The sequence below is a fragment of the Mycobacterium sp. TH-M82 genome (assembly GCF_057473605.1).
This window is the reverse complement of sequence record NZ_JBYCKY010000073.1, coordinates 1-2,181: the sequence shown is the minus strand read 5'-3', so window position 1 is coordinate 2,181 and position 2,181 is coordinate 1. Positions and strand designations below refer to the sequence as shown.

1 protein-coding gene and 1 pseudogene are annotated in these 2,181 nt (G+C 66.8%); one reads left to right on the top strand and one right to left on the bottom strand.

The window, feature by feature from the left end; genetic code table 11:
- Nucleotides 1-185: 185 nt before the first annotated feature.
- The gene (locus AC2VON_RS02275; RefSeq protein ID WP_486951483.1) at nucleotides 186-1,535 is read right to left on the bottom strand and encodes a PPE family protein, SVP subgroup; all 1,350 of its coding nucleotides are present in this window, start codon (nucleotides 1,533-1,535) and stop codon (nucleotides 186-188) included.
- A gap of 514 nt (nucleotides 1,536-2,049) precedes the next feature.
- Between AC2VON_RS02275 and AC2VON_RS02270 the strand changes: the two are divergent.
- A pseudogene (locus AC2VON_RS02270) lies at nucleotides 2,050-2,181 on the top strand (DNA-binding response regulator); the annotation flags it as partial.

Here is a 2,181-nt window from a genome sequence, read left to right as displayed (position 1 = left end):
CGCCGTATGCCGGGCCCACCGGCGAACACGCCGACTGGTGGTGGTACGACCCCTTCCAACCCCAACCACCACCCGAAGACTAGGCCTTTCGACCGTGGGTCGCAATCGAAAATGGTTGGGGCATAAGAAAACTATGGGCCGCTACGGCGACGGGTGCGGCGTCCCGGTCAGGACGGTGGCCGCCGTCAGCCGGCTACCGGCGAGCGCGGGATCAGCGAGGGACGGAACCCGACCCGCTGCACCGCGCCGTCGGCCTCGCGTCCGATCATCCCGCCCAGCGGCAGCTTGGACACGCCGGGGGAGGTTGCCGACATCGGCACTCCGGTCATGGCGTTGGCGTCGAGCGCGGCGGGCAGCGGCGTGATCGACGACACCGTCTCTGCCCAGGTGGGCGGTACCGACAGGGTGCCCAGCGAGGCCGCCTGGCCCACGCCGGCCGACGCGCTCTCGCCCAGTCCACCTAGGCCACTCAAGGGTCCCTCGGGCCCGAGGATGCTCAGGCCCTGGCCCAGGCCCTCGAATCCCGGAACACCCTCCGCGCCCAGAATCGATCCGGCTCCCTCGAAGTCGAGCGAAAGTCCGTACCCGTCGAAACCGAGGCCCGCTCCGTCGGCGCCCAATCCCGCGCCGTCGGCACCCAGACCCGCGAAGTCCGAGCTGATGCCGACGCCGTCGAACAGGCCCGTCAAGCCATTGCCGCCCAACGCCGAGGAGAGACCCGACGACAAACCGGACAAGGCCCCGGCCGCGGTGCCCGCACTCTTCGTCGCGGTCTTGCCCGTCGCACCCGTGACGCTCGACAGCGCGCTGATTGGGGCGGACGCACCCGAGGTTCCCAGCGACGCCCCGGTACCCATCGCCGCCTGCGACACTCCGGCACCCGACACCGACCCGGGAGTCGACAAGCTCTGCAGGGCCTGGGGCACCGACGACAGCAGGTGCGTCGACGCGGTCTGGGCGTTGCCGCCGGTCGCCTGGGCGACCGCTCCCGCCTGACTGCCCACCCCGCCGGGGTTGGTGGTCCGCGGCGGCGCAGTGAACGTCGTGAAGCGCGCCGCGGACGCCGAGCTGGCGGCGTAGTTGTACATTGCGGTGGCATCCTGGGCCCACATCTCGCTGTAGGCGGCCTCGGTCGCCATGATCGCCGGAGTGTTCTGCCCCAAAAGGTTGGTCGCGACCAGCGCCATCAGCTGGGCCCGGTTGGCCGCGACCAGCGGCGGCGGGACCGTCATCGTGTACGCGGTTTCGTAGGCTGCCGCGGCGGCCGTGGCCTGGGTGGCCGTCTCATGGCATTGCTGCGCGGTGGCCGCCATCCACGACAGGTAGGGCGTGGCCGCGGCCGCCATCGTCATCGACGTGGGACCCACCCATTCTTCCGTCACAGTCGAGATCACCGACTGGTATCCGCTCGCCGCGCTGTGCATCTCGGCAGCCAGTGACTCCCACCCCGCCGAGGCGGCCAGCAAAGACGTCGGTCCCGGCCCGGTGTACATGCGACCAGAATTGATTTCCGGCGGTAATGCGCCAAAATCCATGGGTTTTCCTCAATCCGATCCAGCTTGCTGATGACGGTTGCACCGGTGCCGACGGCACCAACGGCGCCCCGGGTGAACCGCGGGCTGCGTTGCCCGTCCCGGCTGAGCAAGCGAGGCACGCAACGGTTTGACGTGAAAAACATTCTTTTCTGCCGGATTTCGTAACGTCCTGCAATCTCTCGGTAACGCAATCCACGAACGCATGTGCTCCGAAGTTGCTCCCACGTCGTCAATCTCGGCCACTCTACCGGTGCCCCGTCGCCTCGCGTTTAACGAAAAGCTTTCTCGCGCAGGCGTTTAGCAAGAGCAACCTCCGAGCATGCGCGATTGCCCCAACCCAACGACCCTGACTACCAGTATTTTTGGAAACGGCGATCATCTCAAGTTAGCTGATGCAACACATAGGGAACTCATATGTGAGCGCCATCGGATGTGACGTGCGGAACACGTCATGATGTGAGAATTCTATGAACTTCGTGACAACCGCGTGTGACACTTGCGAAAATGCGGGATGATGACTGCAATGTCGCGACACGCAGGCAGCCAGCGCCCGCGCCAAGCCGTTCTCGGCCAGCTGCCCCGGATCTACCGCGCCGACGGATCACCGATCCGGGTTTTGCTGGTGGACGACGAGCCCGCGCTGACC

Excerpts from the sequence above, each read along its gene's own strand:
- AC2VON_RS02275 (WP_486951483.1), bottom strand. The coding sequence starts at position 1,535 with ATGGATTTTGGCGCATTACCGCCGGAAATCAATTCTGGTCGCATGTAC.